A 16,011-nucleotide genomic window follows, 5' to 3' on the forward strand; every position below is an offset into this window, starting at 1 on the left:
TCGCACGCAGCGCCGCTGCGCTCTCCTCACGCGGGTTGCGAGCTACCGCACCAGACGCCGCTCGCTGATCCGGCCTGATCGACAAGACACCCCCTTAGGCTGTACGGCATGGCGAACAAGCTCGTGATCAAGGTGACGGCGGGCGCGGACGCGCCCGAGCGGTGCTCGCAGGCGTTCACGGTGGCGGCGGTGGCCGTGGCCAGCGGGGTCGAGGTCTCGCTGTGGCTGACCGGCGAGTCGACGTGGTTCGCGCTGCCGGGCCGGGCGGCGGACTTCTCGCTGCCCCACGCGGCGCCGCTGCCGGAGCTGATCAGCGGCATCCTGGCGGGCGGGACGATCACCGTGTGCAGCCAGTGCGCGGCGCGGCGGGAGATCGACGAGGCGGATCTGATCGAGGGCGCCCGGATCGCGGGGGCGCAGGTCTTCGTGAGCGAGATCATGCCGGACGGCGTGCAGGCGCTCGTCTACTGACCCCGTACCGGCCCCGCCGCTCAGTGCCGGTGGTGGTGCTCGTCCAGCTCCCGCCACCACCGGTCGGACTCCGGATCCCCCGACTCGTCCCACCAGCGGTCCTGCGGGCCCCGGCGGTTGGCGACGATGGCCGCCAGCGGCGGGATGACCATCGCGACGACGCACATCGCGACGGCGGCGGGCACGGACCACAGACGCACGAAGGCCCAGGCCGAGATGAAGAGCGTCAGACACGCGCCCATCAGGAAGAAGTATGCGTGGCGGCGTCGCGCGTACATATGGCCAGGATACGTCCGGGGCTCCCGCGCCGACAGGCGGAAGGGCCGCATCCCGCCGAGGCGTCCAACCCCGGGATGCGGCCCTTCTGCTGTACGACGCGTGGGGGCGTCAGACGGTGATGGCGACCTCCGCCAGACCGCCCTTCTGGGCGACGACCGTGCGGTCGGCGGTGCCGCCCGGGACCAGGGCGCGCAGCGTCCAGGTGCCCTCGGCGGCGTAGAAGCGGAACTGTCCGGTCGCGGAGGTGGGGACCTCGGCGGTGAACTCGCCCGTGCTGTCCAGGAGGCGCACGTAGCCGGTGACGGGCTCGCCGTCGCGGGTCACCTGGCCCTGGATCGTGGTCTCACCGGGCTTGATGGTCGAGGCGTCGGGGCCGCCTGTCTGCGCTCCACACATGTGTCTGTCCTTACGTGTTTCGGGGAGGAGAGGGGTCAGCTGCCGGAGCCGAGCTCGATCGGCACGCCCACCAGCGAGCCGTACTCGGTCCAGGAACCGTCGTAGTTCTTGACGTTGGTCTGGCCGAGCAGCTCGTGCAGCACGAACCAGGTGTGCGCGGAGCGCTCACCGATGCGGCAGTAGGCGATGGTGTCCTTCGACAGGTCGACGCCCTCGCCCTCGTACAGCTCCTTGAGCTGGTCGTCGGACTTGAAGGTGCCGTCGTCGTTGGCCGACTTCGACCACGGGATGTTGCGGGCGCTCGGGACGTGGCCCGCGCGCTGCGACTGCTCCTGCGGGAGGTGGGCCGGGGCGAGCAGCTTGCCGGAGAACTCGTCGGGCGAGCGGACGTCGACGAGGTTCAGGTTGCCGATGGCCGCCACGACGTCGTCGCGGAAGGCGCGGATCGAGGTGTCCTGCGGCTTGGCCTTGTACTCGGTCTTCGCGCGGGTCGGGACCTCGGCGACCAGGTCGCGCGAGTCCAGCTCCCACTTCTTGCGGCCGCCGTCGAGGAGCTTCACGTCCTGGTGGCCGTAGAGCTTGAAGTACCAGTAGGCGTACGACGCGAACCAGTTGTTGTTGCCGCCGTAGAGGACGACGGTGTCGTCGTTGGCGATGCCCTTCTCGGACAGCAGCTTCTCGAAGCCCGCCTGGTCCACGAAGTCACGGCGCACCGGGTCCTGGAGGTCCTGCTTCCAGTCGATCCGGATGGCGTTCTTGATGTGGTTCTTGTCGTAGGCGGACGTGTCCTCGTCGACCTCCACGATGACCGTCTTGGGGTCATCGATGCGGGCCTGTACCCAGTCGGCGTCCACCAGGACGTCACTGCGGCTCATGTATCTCTCCTCCGGGGCAGTTGCGGCGGTACGGGCGCTCGACGCGCGGCGCTGCGCGGAGCCTGGTCGCGAGCGTACGAGCGGAGTGCGGGACGGCCCGGTGGACGGGCCGGAGGGGCGGGGCCGAAGCTGCGGTGGCCGTGCGCGCCCTCGGTTTCAGACGGCGCGACAGAGCATGGCGGCGACGCGGCACAGGTCGACTGCCCGCCGCTTCGTGAGATCCGCCTGTCGCTTCATGGGTCCGATCGTAAGGACGGACGGGCGGGCATGTCACCGGTGTGTCGCATGATGAGACACTGATGTCCGCGATGTGGACGCGGAGGGGTGTGGCAGCCCCTGCGGAACGGCCGCCGGGGTGCCCGGCGGCCGTCGGTGTCTGTCATCGCGGACATGATCGTCTCGTCAGATGGACGCGAGACGCTCCGTACCGGGCGGGTCAGCCCGTCAACGCGACGTTATTACCCGCGACCGAGACGTCTATGCCGTCCTGGTCGGTCTTCACCGTCTCCAGCCGCATGCCCCGCGGCATGCCGTCGATCTTCCGCTCCATGTCGGTGCGCTCGCGCACCTTGTCCTCCCACTGCGGGATGGAGCCGCCCGGGATGCGCTCGGCGTGCAGCTTGATCGTGTCCCCGTTGACGATCGTCACGCTGGAGCGGGCGCTGAGGCTGAAGCCCAGCAGATTCCCGGTGATCTTGACCTGGTTGCCCCCCGACGGGTCGTAGCTCACCGTCACCCCCGGGCCCGCGGCCCGGGAGAGGTCCGCGTAGGAGATGTGGGCCGAGCCGCTGGCCCGGTCCGCGGTGGCCGTGGAGAAGTTCCCCCCGATGCGGACGTCGTGCAGCTGGGCGTCCAGCTCGGAGACGCGGACGGTGGTCCCGCCGCCCGCGTCCGTCGTCAGCCCGTCCACGCCGACGTCCACCTCGTCCAGCTCCTTGCCCACGACCTGGGTCAGGAACGGAAAGCCCTTGATCGAGACGCTGGGGGCGGTGGTCAGCCCCTGTGAACTCTTGATCTTGTCGGCGGCCTTGGACTCCGCCATGGAGACCGCCAGCCGGTCGGCGCCGACGAAGAGACCGCCGAGTATGACGGCGACGATCAGTGTGATGCGTAGTGCGCGCATATCCGTAGATCCCCCAGGCTCTCGCTCAGGCCCTCGCCTGATGCAGCGAGCCTATAGGGGGTGGACACCTGGGGACCTACCCCCTCAGACCAGCGCATCAGACCAGGGCGCGGCCCAGCACATAGACGGCCGGCGCGGCGGCCGCGAGCGGCAGGGCCACCCCGGCCGTCATGTGGACGAAGCGGGACGGGTAGTCGTACGCCGTGACCCGCAGCCCCATCAGCGCACACGCCCCGGCCGCGAGCCCCAGCACGGCGGCCGGGGCGGTCCCGGTGCCGGTGAGCTGCCCGGCCCCGACGCCCGCCCCGGCGGCCGCGAGCAGCCCGAGGGCGACGGCGGCGGGCGTCGGCAGCGGCAGTGCGCGGGCCAGGGTGCCCACGGCGACCGCGGCGGCGCCCACCACCACGGCGTCCGAGGACTCGGCGACGGCGGCCAGATACCCGGCCGCGATCACGGCGAGGGCGCTCGAGGCGACCGCCGCGGTCAGCCCGTACAGCCGCTCGTCGGCCGAGGCGTGGCTGCGCAGCTGGAGGACGATCACCAGCAGCAGCCAGACGCCGATCGCGCCGATGAGCACCGTCGGGGCGTGGACGCGCTCGGTGGCGAGCAGCCCGGCGTCGGCCGCCAGGCCGCCCGCGAAGGCGAGTGCGATGCCCTGCCGGGCGGGCCACATGCCGTTCAGCCGGAACCAGCCCGCCGCCGTGACCGCCTGCAGCAGCGCCACGACGACGGCGACCCCGAACTGGCCGAGCGGCGCGGTGGCCGCGAGCAGGGCGGCCAGCACGGCCGTGAGGGCGGCCGGCCGCAGCCCGGGATCGATGATCTGGGGGCGGCCCTCGGCGCGCGCCTTCTCGGCGGCCGTCATCGGCCGGGCGGGCTCGGGCGCGGTGGGCTCGGGCGCGGCGGGCCGCTCCGCCTGCGGGCGGGGGTGCGCGGCCTGTTGGTGCTGCTGTTGGTGCTGCTGCTGCGCGTAGTGCCGCTGCTGGTCCCAGCCCGCCGCGTACTGCTGCTGCGCGGCATACGGATCCGCGTACGGCTGCTGTTGCTGGTACTGCTGCTGGGGATGTTGCTGCTGCTGGTACTGCTGCTGTGCGTACGCCTGCTGCTGCGGGTAGCCGTACCCGGGCTGCTCCTGGACGTACGCGCCGTAGGGGTCGGCGGGCGGCGGCTGCTGCTGTCCCTCGTACGGCGGCGGGTAGGACCCGTACGGCCCAGGCGGCTCGTACGGTTGCTGCGGATCGTGCGGCTGGTTGCTCATGACGTCGTAGGTCACCCTCCTGCGAACGGCGGAAGCACCTCGACCGTGCCGCCCTCGGCCAATTGGACCGTCGTGTGATCACGGGTGCCGACGGGCGCGCCGTCGACCAGGAACGAACAGCGCAGCAGGACCCGGGAGAACTCCGGACGCAGGGCGTGCCGCTCGCGGGCCGCGTCGAGCGCGTCGGCCAGCGTCGCCGCGGCGTACGGCTCCTCGGCGGTGCCTGCCGCCGCCCGGGCCGCGGCCCAGTACCGGATGGTTCCGGCGGGCGTTTTCTTCAGCGCCATCGCGTGTCCCTCTCCCGTCGTCTGCCGTCCTCCATGATGACGGGTGCGGGAGGGCCTCGCGGACGCGGTACGCCCCGGGCAAAACCCGGGCCTTATCCGGGCCTGCTCGCTTAGGGTTTCGGTGTGCTGGTCCGACTCATACGGGCGTATCTGAGGCCCTATACCCGAACGATCACTTTGATCGTGCTACTGCAGCTCGTGCAGACACTGGCGACCCTCTATCTGCCCACCCTCAACGCCGACATCATCGACGACGGCGTCGTCAAGGGCGACACCGGCTACATCCTCACCACCGGCGGCGTGATGATCGCCGTCACGCTGGTGCAGATCGTGTGCGCGATCTGCGCCGTCTACTTCGGCGCCCGCACCGCCATGGCGCTCGGCCGGGACATCCGGGCCGATGTCTTCGACCGGGTCCAGTCCTTCTCCGCCCGTGAGATGGGCCGGTTCGGGGCTCCCTCGCTGATCACCCGCACCACCAACGACGTGCAGCAGGTGCAGATGCTGTGCCTGATGTCGTTCACGCTGATGGTGTCGGCGCCCATCATGTGCGTCGGCGGCATCGCCATGGCGCTCAATCAGGACGTGCCGCTCTCCGGGCTGCTGCTGCTGATCGTGCCGGTGCTGGGCATCACCGTCACCCTCATCGTCCGCCGGATGCGCCCGCTGTTCCGGCACGTCCAGGAGCGCATCGACACCGTCAACCGGGTGCTGCGCGAGCAGATCACCGGCATCCGGGTGATCCGGGCCTTCGTCCGCGACGGGCATGAGCGGACCCGGTTCACCGGCGCCAACACCGCGCTGATGGACGTATCGCTGCGGGCCGGGCGGCTGATGTCGCTGATGTTCCCCACCGTGATGCTGGTGGTGAACCTCTCCAGCGTCGCCGTGGTGTGGGCGGGCGGTCACCGCATCGACAGCGGCGGGATGCAGATCGGCGCGCTGACCGCCTTCATCAGCTATCTCATGCAGATCCTGCAATCGGTGATGATGGCCACCTTCATGTTCATGATGGTGCCGCGCGCCGAGGTGTGCGCCGAGCGCGTCCAGGAGGTGCTCGACACCGGGACCAGCGTCGTCCCGCCCCTGAAGCCGGTCGCGCTCCCCGCCGGCGGCGGCCGCGGGCTGCTGGAGCTGCGGGGCGTGGAGTTCCGCTACCCGGGCGCCGAGGAGCCCGTGCTGCGCGACATCTCGCTGACCGCCCACCCCGGCCGGACCACGGCCGTCATCGGCTCCACCGGCAGCGGCAAGTCCACCCTCCTGGGGCTGGTGCCCCGGCTGTTCGACGCGACCGACGGCAGCGTCCACCTCGACGGCGTGGACGTACGCGACCTCGACCCCGCGGTGATGACCCGGTCCATCGGCCTCGTACCGCAGAAGCCGTACCTCTTCTCCGGCACCGTCGCCTCCAACCTGCGGTACGGAAACCCGGACGCCACCGACGAGGAGCTGTGGCGGGCCCTGGAGACCGCCCAGGCGCGGGACTTCGTCGAGGCCATGGAGGGCGGCCTGGAAGCGCCCATCGCCCAGGGCGGCTCCAATGTCTCCGGCGGGCAGCGACAGCGGCTGGCGATCGCCCGCGCCCTGGTCCTCAAGCCGTCCGTCTACCTCTTCGACGACTCCTTCTCGGCACTCGACTACGCCACCGACGCCCGGCTGCGGGCGGCGCTGACGGACGAGACGGGGGACGCGACCGTCGTCATCGTCGCCCAGCGGGTGTCGACCATCCGTGGCGCCGACCGGATCGTGGTCCTCGACGAGGGGCGCGTCGTCGGCAGTGGCACCCATGGCGAGCTGATGGACGGCAACCAGACCTACCGGGAGATCGTGCTCTCCCAGCTCACCGAGCAGGAGGCCGCATGAGCCGTCCGTCCCGGTCGCCTCGATGGAAGGGCAGCGTATGAGTACCCCGGCACCCCGCAGGGGCCCCGCGCCCGCCGCCGGGCCCGGCCGCTTCATGGGCGGCCAGCCCGTCGAGCGGTCCATGGACTTCCGCGGTTCCGGCCGCCGTCTGCTGGCCGCTCTGCGCCCCGAGCGCGGTATCGCCTTCGCCGTGCTCGCCCTGTGCACGGTCAGCATCACGCTGACGGTGCTGGGCCCCAAGGTGCTCGGCCACGCCACCGACCTGATCTTCGCGGGCATCATCGGCCGGCGGCTGCCCGACGGCCTCACCAAGGCCGAGGCCGTCCAGCACCTGCGCGACAGCGGCCAGGGGACGGTGGCCGACATGGTCGCCGCGATGAACGTGACGCCCGGCCAGGGCATCGACTTCGGCGCCGTCGGCACCGTCCTGCTGTGGGCGCTGGGCCTGTACGTCGTGGCCTCGCTCCTCAACCTGATCCAGGCCCGGGTCGCCACGAACGTCGTCCAGCGCGCGGTCTTCCGGCTGCGCGAGGACGTCGAGCACAAGCTGGCGCGGCTGCCGCTGTCGTACTTCGACCGGCAGTCGCGCGGCGAGGTGCTGTCGCGGGCCACCAACGACATCGACAACATCCAGCAGACGCTGCAGCAGACCCTCAGCCAGATCATGGCCTCGACTCTGACCCTGGTCGGCGTGCTGGCCATGATGTTCTGGATCTCGCCGCTGCTGGCGCTGGTCGCGCTGGTCACCGTCCCGGTGTCGGTGCTGGTCGCGACGCGCGTCGGCAAGCGCGCCCAGCCCCAGTTCGTACAGCAGTGGAAGACCACGGGCCGGCTCAACGCCCACATCGAGGAGATGTACACCGGCCACGCGCTGGTGAAGGTCTTCGGGCGGGAGAAGGAGTCCGCCGCGACCTTCCGCGCGCAGAACGAGAAGCTGTACGAGGCGGGCTTCCGCGCCCAGTTCATCTCCGGGCTCATCCAGCCCGCGATGGCGTTCATCGGCAACCTCAACTACGTCCTGGTCGCCGTGGCCGGCGGGCTGCGGGTGGCGAGCGGGGCGCTGTCGATCGGCGACGTCCAGGCGTTCGTCCAGTACTCCCGGCAGTTCAGCCAGCCGCTCACCCAGGTGGCGTCCATGGCCAACATGGTCCAGTCGGGCGTCGCCTCCGCCGAGCGGGTCTTCGAGCTGCTGGACGCGGAGGAGCAGACCCCGGACCCGGAGGGGCCGGTGGGGCCGCGCACCGTGCTCGGCCAGGTCGAGTTCGAGGACGTCTCCTTCCGCTACCAGCCCGACACGCCCCTCATCGACGGGCTCTCGCTGTCGGTGAGCCCCGGCCAGACCGTGGCCATCGTCGGCCCGACCGGCGCGGGCAAGACCACCCTGGTCAATCTGCTGATGCGGTTCTACGAGGTCAGCGGCGGCCGCATCACGCTCGACGGCGTCGACATCGCCACCATGCCGCGCGAGGAGCTGCGCTCCCACATCGGCATGGTCCTCCAGGACACCTGGCTGTTCGGCGGCACCATCGCGGACAACATCGCGTACGGCTCGGAGGGCGCCTCCCACGAGGCGATCGTGGAGGCGGCGAAGGCCACCCACGTGGACCGCTTCGTGCGCACCCTGCCCGACGGCTACGACACGGTGATCGACGAGGAGGGTTCCAACGTCAGCGTCGGCGAGAAGCAGCTGATCACCATCGCCCGCGCCTTCCTCTCCGGGCCGTCCATCCTGGTCCTGGACGAGGCGACCAGCTCCGTCGACACCCGCACCGAGGTCCTCATCCAGCACGCGATGGCCTCGCTGCGCACCGGCCGCACCAGCTTCGTGATCGCCCACCGGCTCTCCACGATCCGGGACGCGGACGTGATCCTGGTGATGGAGTCGGGCCGCATCGTGGAGCAGGGCAGCCACGACTCCCTGGTGGCGGCCCAGGGCGCGTACGCCCGGCTGTACGCGGCCCAGTTCGCGGAGCCGGTGGCCGAACCGGAGTGACGGCCCTGGACCGGGTCAGGTGTGGGCCAGCGCCCATCCCGCGACCCGGTCCAGCAGCTCCGCCGGGGCCGCCGTCTCCGCGTGGCCGAAGCCCGGCTCGATCCACAGCTCCGTGGACGCCCGGTCCGCCGCCGCCATCAGCATCCGCGGATGGTCCAGCGGGAAGTACGGGTCCCGGTCGCCGTGCACGATCAGCAGCGGCGTCGGCGCGATCCGGGCGACCGCCGCCACCGGCGGCAGCGGCTCCGGGTTCCAGCCGCGGGCGTCGATCCGGGTGCGCAGCCCGTAGCGGGAGACCAGCCGGCCGGTCGGCCGGGTGATCGCCCAGTGGACGCGGCGCATCGGGGCCGTCCCCCGGTAGTACCAGCGCGCGGGCGCGCTCACGGCGACGACCGCGTCCGCCCCCGAGGCGTGCGCCCCCGTGCGCCCCTCGCGCTCCTCATCCGGATCCGGCGTGTTCTGCTTGTTCTGAGCGGCCAGCGCCGCATGGCGGAGCACCACGGAGCCGCCCATCGAGAAGCCGACCGTGATCACCCGCCGGTGGCCGAGGTCCCGGGCCCAGCGCACCGCGGCCGCGAGATCCAGCACCTCCCGGTCGCCGACCGTGGACCGGCCGCCGGACCGGCCGTGCCCCCGGAAGGAGAACGTGATCACGGCCGTACGCTGCGTGAACGCCGACGCCACCCGGCGCAGCGCGGGCCGCTCCAGGGAGCCGGTGAAACCGTGCGCGACCACGATCACAGGCGCCCCGGCGGATGGGATGCCGCCCGCCCGGGAAGGCTCGTAACGGGTCTCGATCGGGACCCCGTCCTCGGTGAGCAGCGTGGCTCTCCGAGCGCCCGCGGCGGCCGGGGGAAGGAAACGACGAGCAGATTCAGCCTCTCCACCGGGTGTCATGTGGGTTATTCTGCTGGGTGAAGGATCCGGGCAACGTCGCCCCCGGGTCCTTTTGTGCTTTCAAGGGCACCGCGCGCGTTTGAGCACTGAGACGCGCGTTTGCCCCGGGAGCGCGAGCAGAACCGTACGAAGCAGTAGCCGCAGACTCCCCCAGGCCGGAGCCTGGGAGGTGCCCCCCTCTCGCAGGGACCGAGGAGGAAACCGAGGCAATGGGCGAGCGAAGCGTGCACATCATCACCATCACGGCAGGGGCGGGTGGTGGACGATGAGTTCCCTCCTGCTGCTGACCAACGCACTCCAGCCCTCGACGGAGGTGCTCCCCGCCCTCGGCCTGCTGCTGCACAGCGTGCGGGTCGCCCCGGCGGAGGGCCCGGCCCTGGTGGACACCCCCGGTGCCGACGTCATCCTGATCGACGGCCGCCGCGATCTGCCGCAGGTGCGCAGCCTGTGCCAGCTGCTGCGGTCGACCGGCCCCGGCTGTCCGCTGGTCCTGGTGGTGACCGAGGGCGGGCTCGCCGCCGTCACCGCCGACTGGGGCATCGACGACGTGCTGCTGGACACCGCGGGGCCGGCCGAGGTCGAGGCCCGGCTGCGGCTGGCCATGGGCCGCCAGCAGATCACCACCGACGACAGCCCGATGGAGATCCGCAACGGTGATCTGTCGGTGGACGAGGCCACCTACAGCGCCAAGCTCAAGGGGCGGGTGCTCGACCTCACCTTCAAGGAGTTCGAGCTGCTGAAGTACCTCGCCCAGCACCCCGGCCGGGTCTTCACCCGGGCGCAGCTGCTGCAGGAGGTCTGGGGCTACGACTACTTCGGCGGCACGCGCACGGTCGACGTGCACGTACGGCGGCTGCGGGCCAAGCTGGGCCCGGAGCACGAGTCGCTGATCGGGACCGTCCGTAACGTCGGCTACCGCTTCGTCACCCCGGAGAAGGTCGAGCGCGCGGAGCGGGCCGCCGCGGAGGATCGCGCCCGGGCGGCGTCCCGGGAGACCGGACCCGCGTCCCGGGAGGCCACCGGCTCGGGTCCGTCCGGCCCGTCCGGCGGCGGTGCGCGGTCCGCGGGCGAAGCGGGGCCCGCACGGACGGTCAAGACCTAGCTGGACCCGCGTAGACTTCGCGCGTGGCCAAGGTGACGCGGGATGATGTGGCAAGGCTGGCGGGGACCTCGACCGCGGTCGTCAGTTACGTCATCAATAACGGGCCGCGGCCGGTCGCCCCGGCCACGCGCGAGCGGGTACTCGCCGCGATCAAGGAGCTGGGCTACCGGCCCGACCGGGTCGCCCAGGCGATGGCGAGCCGGCGGACCGACCTCATAGGGCTGATCGTGCCGGACGCCCGCCAGCCGTTCTTCGCCGAGATGGCGCATGCCGTCGAACAGGCCGCCGCCGAGCGCGGCAAGATGGTGCTGGTCGGCAACTCCGACTACCTGGACGAGCGCGAGGTGCACTATCTGCGCGCCTTCCTGGGGATGCGGGTGTCCGGGCTGATCCTCATCAGCCAGGGCCCCAGCGAGAACGCCGCTGCCGAGATCGAGGCGTGGGACGCCCGCGTGGTGCTGCTGCACGAGCGGCCCGAGGCGATCGACGACGTGGCCGTGGTGCTGGACGACATCGGCGGCGCCCAGCTCGCGGTGCGCCACCTGCTGGAGCACGGCCACCCCTATGTGGCCTGCCTCGGCGGCACCGAGATAACCCCGACCGTCGGCGACCCGGTGACCGACCACGTCGTGGGGTGGCGCCGGGCGATGCGGGAGGCCGGGCGGTCCACGGAGGGGCGGCTGTTCCAGGCCCCGTACAACCGGTACGACGCCTACCAGGTCGCCCTCGGCCTGCTGGCCGGCCCCGACCGTCCCCCGGCGATCTTCTGCGCCACCGACGACCAGGCGTTCGGGGTGCTGAGGGCGGCGCGTGAGCTGCGCATCGACGTCCCCGGGGAGCTGGCGGTCGCGGGCTTCGACGACGTCAAGGAGGCGGGGCTGACCGACCCGCCGCTGACCACGGTCGGCTCCGACCGGCCCGCGATGGCGCGCGCGGCGGTCGACCTGGTGCTGGAGGACGGGCCGCGGCTGGCGGTCTCACGCCGGGAGCGGATGCGGCAGTTCCCCTCCGCGCTGGTGGTGCGGCGCTCCTGCGGCTGTTCGTAGGGCCGGCACCGGGCTTCCTTATACCGGGCATACCGACTTCTGCCCTGCTTCTCAGCAGGTCCTCAGCCTGTTCTCATACTTCCGCCGCACAGTCATAGACATGACCGACAGCCCACGCCGTAGCGGCGACCACGAGCCCTATCCCTACGCGTACGGCGGCGCGGCGGCCTACCCGCCGCCGCCCACCCATGAGCCGCAGACGCCGGTGACCACCCCGTCCGGGGTCACCGTGTGGCCGGGCGGCGGAACCGGCGACAGCGGCGGCGTCGGCGGTGGGGGCACCACCGAGACGCCGCACCCCGGCGGCGGTGGCCGCCGTAGGCGGCGGCTCTCCCGGTCGGCCGGGCTCATCGCCGCCGTGGCGGTGGTCTCGGCGCTGGTGGGCGGCGGTACGGCGGCCCTGGTCGGCCAGGCGGCGGACCGGGGGGACACGACCGTCTCGACCCCGGTGGTCAACGCCAACTCCAGCAGCACCGGCAGCGGCGTGTCCGCCGTGGCGGCGGCCGTGAGCCCCAGCATCGTGGAGATCAGCGCGACGTCCACCGACGGGGAGTCCACCGGCTCCGGTGTGATCATCACCAGCGGCGGCGAGATCATCACCAACAACCACGTGGTCTCCGGCGCCGATTCGATCAAGGTGAGGTTCAGCGACGGCAGCACCAAGAGCGCGTCGGTCGTCGGCACCGACAGCGGCAAGGACCTGGCCCTGATCAAGGTGCGGGGCGCGAGCGGCCTGAAGGCCGCGTCCCTCGGCGACTCCAGCCAGGTCAAGGTCGGCGACCAGGTCGTGGCCATCGGCTCGCCCGAGGGGCTGACCGGCACCGTGACCAGCGGCATCGTCTCCGCGCTCGACCGCGACGTCACCGTCTCCACCGACGAGGGCCAGGGGCAGCAGCAGGGCGGCGGCCAGTGGCCCTTCGAGTTCGGCGGCGGCCGCTACAACGGCGACGTCGGCCAGTCGACGACCACGTACAAGGCCATCCAGACCGACGCCTCGCTCAACCCCGGCAACTCCGGCGGCGCCCTCATCAACATGAAGGGCCAGGTCATCGGGATCAACTCCGCCATGTACGCCCCGGCCTCCGGCCAGAGCAGCGGCGCGGGCAGCATCGGGCTCGGCTTCTCGATCCCCGTCGACACCGTCAAGTCCGACCTCTCCGCCCTGCGCGAGGGCGGCAGCGGCAACAGCTGAGCCGCCCCGGCAGCGGCTGGTCGTGCGAGGCTGACAGCATCGCTCCCGCCCCGCCCACCGTTAAGGAAACCGATCCATGAGCCCCGCCGACCACGGCGATCAGCCCGCCCGCATCCTGATCGTCGACGACGAGCCGGCCGTCCGCGAGGCGCTGCGGCGCAGCCTCGCCTTCGAGGGCTACGCGACCGACACCGCCGTCGACGGACTGGACGCCCTGGAGAAGGCCGGTACGTACGACCCGGAGCTGATCGTGCTCGACGTGCTGATGCCCCGCATGGACGGGCTCACCGCCGCCCGGCGGCTGCGCGCCACCGGCGTGACCGTGCCCATCCTGATGCTCACCGCACGCGACACGGTCGGCGACCGGGTCACCGGCCTCGACGCGGGCGCGGACGACTACCTCGTCAAGCCCTTCGAGCTGGACGAGTTGCTGGCCCGCATCCGCGCCCTGCTGCGCCGCAGCTCGTACGCGGCCGCGGCGGGCGCGCCGGTCGCCGACGACGACACGATGTCCTTCGGCGACCTGCGGATGGACCTGGTGACGCGCGAGGTCACCCGGGGCGGGCGGCGCGTGGAGCTGACCCGCACCGAGTTCACGCTGCTGGAGATGTTCCTCGCGCATCCGCGCCAGGTCCTCACCCGCGAGCAGATCCTGAAGGCCGTATGGGGCTTCGACTTCGAGCCGTCGTCCAACTCGCTCGACGTGTACGTGATGTATCTGCGCCGCAAGACCGAGGCGGCCGGGGAGCCGCGGCTCGTCCACACGGTGCGCGGCGTGGGCTACGTCCTGCGGTCGGCGGAGGGCGAGCCGTCGTGAGGCTCCGCGGACTCCCGCTGCGCTCGCGCCTGGCCCTGCTGACCGCGGTGGCGGTCGCGGTGGCGGTCGCGGCGTCGGCGTTCGCGTGCTGGCTGATCGTGCGCGAACAGCTCAGCGCCCAGCTCGACTCGTCGCTGCGCAACGTCAAGGTCGACGAGCGCAATGTGGTGAGCATCCTCGACGCGTGCCAGAACCCCGACGGCGCCGACGGCCACACCCCGCGCGCCCTCGGCTCGTACTCCGTGCAGATCGTCCTGCCCGACGGCAATCGCTGCCCCCAGCCCGGGGCGACGGAGCTGCCGGTCAGCGCCGACGACGTGGCGGTCGCCACCGGACAGCGGCCGACCGCGCTGCACGACGCGACCGCCGCGGACGGCCGCGACATGCGCGTCTTCACCTACCGGCCGTCCGCCGGCCCCGACAGCCCGCTGCCGCGCGGCATCGCCGTCTCCATGGCCCGCCCGCTCAGCGAGATCCAGGACCCGCTGAACACGCTCGCGCTCGTCCTCGCCCTCGTCGCCGGCATCGGCGTCGTCGGCGCCGGGGCGGCCGGGCTGTGGATCGCCCGGACCGGGCTGAAGCCGGTGGACCGGCTGACCCACGCCGTGGAGCACGTGGCCCGCACCGAGGACCTGGCCGTCCGCATCCCCGCCGAGGGCGACGACGAGATCGCCCGGCTGTCCCGCTCGTTCAACGCCATGACCGCCGCCCTCGCCTCCTCCCGCGACCGTCAGCAGCAGCTGATCGCCGACGCGGGCCACGAGCTGCGCACCCCGCTCACCTCGCTGCGCACCAACGTCGAACTCCTCGCCCGCAGCGACGAGACCGGCCGCGCCCTGCCGCCGGAAGACCGCAAGGCGCTCATGAGCAGCGTCAAGGCGCAGATGACCGAACTGGCGGCGCTGATCGGCGATCTGCAGGAGCTGTCCCGCCCGGACGCGCTGCCCGGCAGCGGGCCGCCCCAGGTGGTCGCGCTGCACGAGATCGCGGACACCGCCCTGCGGCGGGCCCGGCTGCGGGGCACCGGGCTGACCCTCGACGCCTCGATCGAGCCCTGGTACGTACGCGGCGAGGCCACCGCCCTGGAACGGGCCCTGGTCAACCTCCTCGACAACGCCGTGAAGTTCAGCCCTTCGGGTGGTGTCATCGACGTCGCGCTCAGAGCGGGCGAGTTGACGGTGCGGGACCATGGCCCCGGCATTCCCGACGACGAACTCCCGCACGTCTTCGAGCGGTTCTGGCGTTCCCCGTCCGCCCGCAGCCTGCCCGGCTCCGGCCTCGGGCTGTCCATCGTGGCCCGCACCGTCCAGAGTTGCGGCGGCGAGGTGGGCCTGCGGCCCGCGCCCGGCGGCGGCACCGTCGCCTGGCTCCGCCTCCCGGGCGCCCCCACCGCCCCGCCCGAACTCGACCCCTGACCTTCTCGGCCCTTCTCGGCCCGTCTCGGCCCGTCTCGGCCCTCCTCGGCCCTTCTCAGCCCGCGGACACGCCGGACCCAGCGGACGCACAGCCACGGGCACCAGGTTGGGCCCATGCGCGAGACTTCCCGGATCCTGGTCGTGGACGACGAGCCTTCGGTACGCGAAGCCATCGGCAGAGCCCTGCGGTTCGAGGGCTACGAGGTCGACTCGGCGGAGGACGGCCTGACGGCGTTGCGCCGCGTCGAGGAGGAACCGCCCGATCTGGTGCTGCTCGACGTGATGATGCCCGGCCTGGACGGGCTGGCCGTCGCCCGCCGCCTCCGGGCCTCCGGCCGCACCGTACCGATCATGATGGTCACCGGGCGGGACTCTGTGGGCGACCGCATCGTCGGCCTCGACAACGGCGCCGACGACTACCTCGTCAAGCCCTACGCGGCGGAGGAACTGCTGGCCCGCGTCCGCGCCCTGCTGCGCCGCGGCCGCGCCGCCCCCGCCGCGTCGCCCGCCGTTGTGCCCTCTCCCTGGCAGGCCCCGGCGCGCCCGGAGCCGGGCGCGCAACTGGCCTTCGAGGGCATGACCCTGGACACCCTCACCCGCCAGGTCACCCGCTCCGGCCGCCGCCTGGACCTCACCCGAACCGAATTCGCCCTGCTGAAGCTCTTCCTGTCCCGCCCCCGCCAGGTCCTCAGCCGCGCCGCGATCCTCCGCGACGTCTGGGGCTTCGACTTCGAGCCGTCGTCCAACACGCTGGACGTGTACGTGATGTACCTGCGCCGCAAGACGGAGGCGGGCGGCGAGCCACGCGTGGTCCACACGGTGCGGGGCGTGGGGTACGTGCTGCGCGCGGGCTAGGGGGTGTCGTGTGGATCAGGCCGGATCAGCGAGCGGCGTCTGGTGCAGGGGCACCTCCCAGCGGTAGCTGGGGGAGCCTCGCAACCCGCGTGAGGAGAGCGCGGCGGCGCTGCGTGCGACGAGCGCGGGGCCGCGAGGTGCC

General features: G+C 72.1%; 17 protein-coding genes. 9 read left to right on the forward strand and 8 right to left on the reverse strand.

The window, feature by feature from the left end; all coding sequences use genetic code 11:
- Positions 1 to 108: 108 nt before the first annotated feature.
- Entirely contained in the window at positions 109 to 471 is a 363-nt protein-coding gene (locus ABZ562_RS40410) for a DsrE family protein (protein ID WP_009716112.1), read from the forward strand.
- A gap of 20 nt (positions 472 to 491) precedes the next feature.
- On the opposite strand, the gene ABZ562_RS40415 is transcribed toward ABZ562_RS40410, so the two are convergent.
- The 7 genes from ABZ562_RS40415 to ABZ562_RS40445 form a co-directional block, all read right to left on the reverse strand.
- The gene (locus ABZ562_RS40415) at positions 492 to 749 is read right to left on the reverse strand and encodes a DUF3099 domain-containing protein (RefSeq protein ID WP_361490269.1); all 258 of its coding nucleotides are present in this window, start codon (positions 747 to 749) and stop codon (positions 492 to 494) included.
- A 109-nt stretch (positions 750 to 858) separates the two neighbouring features.
- Positions 859 to 1,146 carry a DUF1416 domain-containing protein gene (locus tag ABZ562_RS40420; protein WP_361490272.1) on the reverse strand — a complete coding sequence of 96 codons (288 nt, stop codon included), beginning with the start codon at positions 1,144 to 1,146 and terminating at the stop codon, positions 859 to 861.
- 35 nt (positions 1,147 to 1,181) lie between these two features.
- Positions 1,182 to 2,021 (reverse strand): sulfurtransferase, encoded by an 840-nt coding sequence (locus tag ABZ562_RS40425; protein WP_361490275.1) that lies wholly within the window; start codon positions 2,019 to 2,021, stop codon positions 1,182 to 1,184.
- Between the two features lie 156 nt (positions 2,022 to 2,177).
- On the reverse strand, positions 2,178 to 2,258 hold the full coding sequence (locus ABZ562_RS40430) for a putative leader peptide (protein WP_350962106.1): 81 nt from the start codon (positions 2,256 to 2,258) through the stop codon (positions 2,178 to 2,180).
- Between the two features lie 199 nt (positions 2,259 to 2,457).
- Positions 2,458 to 3,144 carry a DUF2993 domain-containing protein gene (locus ABZ562_RS40435; protein ID WP_361490278.1) on the reverse strand — a complete coding sequence of 229 codons (687 nt, stop codon included), beginning with the start codon at positions 3,142 to 3,144 and terminating at the stop codon, positions 2,458 to 2,460.
- Positions 3,145 to 3,241: 97 nt separating this feature from the next.
- On the reverse strand, positions 3,242 to 4,402 hold the full coding sequence (locus tag ABZ562_RS40440) for a hypothetical protein (RefSeq protein WP_361490281.1): 1,161 nt from the start codon (positions 4,400 to 4,402) through the stop codon (positions 3,242 to 3,244).
- 11 nt (positions 4,403 to 4,413) lie between these two features.
- Entirely contained in the window at positions 4,414 to 4,689 is a 276-nt protein-coding gene (locus tag ABZ562_RS40445) for a MoaD/ThiS family protein (RefSeq protein ID WP_055557278.1), read from the reverse strand.
- Between the two features lie 123 nt (positions 4,690 to 4,812).
- On the opposite strand from ABZ562_RS40445, the gene ABZ562_RS40450 reads away from it, so the two are divergent.
- Together ABZ562_RS40450 and ABZ562_RS40455 are read left to right on the forward strand one after the other, a co-directional pair.
- Positions 4,813 to 6,552 carry an ABC transporter ATP-binding protein gene (locus ABZ562_RS40450; protein WP_361490284.1) on the forward strand — a complete coding sequence of 580 codons (1,740 nt, stop codon included), beginning with the start codon at positions 4,813 to 4,815 and terminating at the stop codon, positions 6,550 to 6,552.
- A gap of 37 nt (positions 6,553 to 6,589) precedes the next feature.
- Positions 6,590 to 8,545: an ABC transporter ATP-binding protein gene (locus ABZ562_RS40455; protein WP_361490287.1), complete on the forward strand. Its 1,956-nt coding sequence runs from the start codon at positions 6,590 to 6,592 to the stop codon at positions 8,543 to 8,545.
- Between the two features lie 15 nt (positions 8,546 to 8,560).
- On the opposite strand, the gene ABZ562_RS40460 is transcribed toward ABZ562_RS40455, so the two are convergent.
- Entirely contained in the window at positions 8,561 to 9,442 is an 882-nt protein-coding gene (locus ABZ562_RS40460; RefSeq protein WP_361490290.1) for an alpha/beta fold hydrolase, read from the reverse strand.
- Between the two features lie 265 nt (positions 9,443 to 9,707).
- On the opposite strand from ABZ562_RS40460, the gene ABZ562_RS40465 reads away from it, so the two are divergent.
- The 6 genes from ABZ562_RS40465 to ABZ562_RS40490 all read left to right on the forward strand — a co-directional run bounded on the left by ABZ562_RS40465 (position 9,708) and on the right by ABZ562_RS40490 (position 15,869).
- Entirely contained in the window at positions 9,708 to 10,544 is an 837-nt protein-coding gene (locus ABZ562_RS40465) for a response regulator transcription factor (RefSeq protein ID WP_361490293.1), read from the forward strand.
- Between the two features lie 23 nt (positions 10,545 to 10,567).
- Positions 10,568 to 11,590, forward strand: coding sequence for a LacI family DNA-binding transcriptional regulator (locus tag ABZ562_RS40470; protein ID WP_361490295.1), 1,023 nt, complete (start codon positions 10,568 to 10,570; stop codon positions 11,588 to 11,590).
- Between the two features lie 100 nt (positions 11,591 to 11,690).
- On the forward strand, positions 11,691 to 12,782 hold the full coding sequence (locus ABZ562_RS40475; protein ID WP_361490298.1) for a trypsin-like peptidase domain-containing protein: 1,092 nt from the start codon (positions 11,691 to 11,693) through the stop codon (positions 12,780 to 12,782).
- Between the two features lie 76 nt (positions 12,783 to 12,858).
- Positions 12,859 to 13,599 carry a response regulator transcription factor gene (locus ABZ562_RS40480; protein ID WP_361490301.1) on the forward strand — a complete coding sequence of 247 codons (741 nt, stop codon included), beginning with the start codon at positions 12,859 to 12,861 and terminating at the stop codon, positions 13,597 to 13,599.
- Positions 13,596 to 15,014, forward strand: coding sequence for a HAMP domain-containing sensor histidine kinase (locus ABZ562_RS40485; protein WP_361490302.1), 1,419 nt, complete (start codon positions 13,596 to 13,598; stop codon positions 15,012 to 15,014). Before ABZ562_RS40480 ends, ABZ562_RS40485 begins: the two co-directional genes overlap by 4 nt.
- A 114-nt stretch (positions 15,015 to 15,128) precedes the next feature.
- Complete coding sequence (locus ABZ562_RS40490) at positions 15,129 to 15,869, forward strand: response regulator transcription factor (RefSeq protein WP_361490304.1); 741 nt, start codon at positions 15,129 to 15,131, stop codon at positions 15,867 to 15,869.
- The last annotated feature ends 142 nt before the right edge of the window (positions 15,870 to 16,011 follow it).

The organism is Streptomyces sp. NPDC019937 (genome assembly GCF_040631655.1).
Classification (GTDB): domain Bacteria; phylum Actinomycetota; class Actinomycetes; order Streptomycetales; family Streptomycetaceae; genus Streptomyces.

Bases quoted from the DNA above. Each gene is read 5' to 3' on its own strand.
- ABZ562_RS40410 (WP_009716112.1), top strand. From the start codon at position 109: ATGGCGAACAAGCTCGTGATCAAGGTGACGGCGGGCGCGGACGCGCCC.
- ABZ562_RS40415 (WP_361490269.1), bottom strand. From the start codon at position 749: ATGTACGCGCGACGCCGCCACGCATACTTCTTCCTGATGGGCGCGTGT.
- ABZ562_RS40420 (WP_361490272.1), bottom strand. From the start codon at position 1,146: ATGTGTGGAGCGCAGACAGGCGGCCCCGACGCCTCGACCATCAAGCCC.
- ABZ562_RS40425 (WP_361490275.1), bottom strand. From the start codon at position 2,021: ATGAGCCGCAGTGACGTCCTGGTGGACGCCGACTGGGTACAGGCCCGC.
- ABZ562_RS40430 (WP_350962106.1), bottom strand. From the start codon at position 2,258: ATGAAGCGACAGGCGGATCTCACGAAGCGGCGGGCAGTCGACCTGTGC.
- ABZ562_RS40435 (WP_361490278.1), bottom strand. From the start codon at position 3,144: ATGCGCGCACTACGCATCACACTGATCGTCGCCGTCATACTCGGCGGT.
- ABZ562_RS40440 (WP_361490281.1), bottom strand. From the start codon at position 4,402: ATGAGCAACCAGCCGCACGATCCGCAGCAACCGTACGAGCCGCCTGGG.
- ABZ562_RS40445 (WP_055557278.1), bottom strand. From the start codon at position 4,689: ATGGCGCTGAAGAAAACGCCCGCCGGAACCATCCGGTACTGGGCCGCG.
- ABZ562_RS40455 (WP_361490287.1), top strand. From the start codon at position 6,590: ATGAGTACCCCGGCACCCCGCAGGGGCCCCGCGCCCGCCGCCGGGCCC.
- ABZ562_RS40460 (WP_361490290.1), bottom strand. From the start codon at position 9,442: ATGACACCCGGTGGAGAGGCTGAATCTGCTCGTCGTTTCCTTCCCCCG.
- ABZ562_RS40465 (WP_361490293.1), top strand. From the start codon at position 9,708: ATGAGTTCCCTCCTGCTGCTGACCAACGCACTCCAGCCCTCGACGGAG.
- ABZ562_RS40475 (WP_361490298.1), top strand. From the start codon at position 11,691: ATGACCGACAGCCCACGCCGTAGCGGCGACCACGAGCCCTATCCCTAC.
- ABZ562_RS40480 (WP_361490301.1), top strand. From the start codon at position 12,859: ATGAGCCCCGCCGACCACGGCGATCAGCCCGCCCGCATCCTGATCGTC.
- ABZ562_RS40490 (WP_361490304.1), top strand. From the start codon at position 15,129: ATGCGCGAGACTTCCCGGATCCTGGTCGTGGACGACGAGCCTTCGGTA.